This window comes from Citrobacter sp. U14242 (assembly GCF_046555775.1).
Lineage (GTDB): Bacteria > Pseudomonadota > Gammaproteobacteria > Enterobacterales > Enterobacteriaceae > Citrobacter.
Map to the genome: position 1 here is coordinate 1 of NZ_JBKGLW010000046.1, position 234 is coordinate 234.

Annotated in this window: 1 protein-coding gene; it reads right to left on the reverse strand. The window is 59.0% G+C overall.

The window, feature by feature from the left end:
* The coding region (locus tag ACLJXE_RS24385) for a hypothetical protein (RefSeq protein ID WP_410752240.1) at positions 1-234 on the reverse strand (234 nt) is incomplete at both ends.

Genomic DNA, 234 nt, shown 5'->3' on the forward strand with positions numbered 1-234 from the left:
CACTGCCAGACTTATTCAGCTCCGTCATCTGCTTCGTCAGCGCCGCCTTGTCTTTCTCCAGGGCTGCCAGCTGAGCCGTCTGTTTCTCCAGCGCCGCTTTCTGTTTCGCCGCCTCAGCACTGCCAGACTTATTCAGCTCCGTCATCTGCTTCGTCAGCGTGGTTTTGTCCTTCTCCAGGGCCGCCAGCTGAGCCGTCTGTTTCTCCAGTTTCGCCGCATCAGCGCTGCCGGATT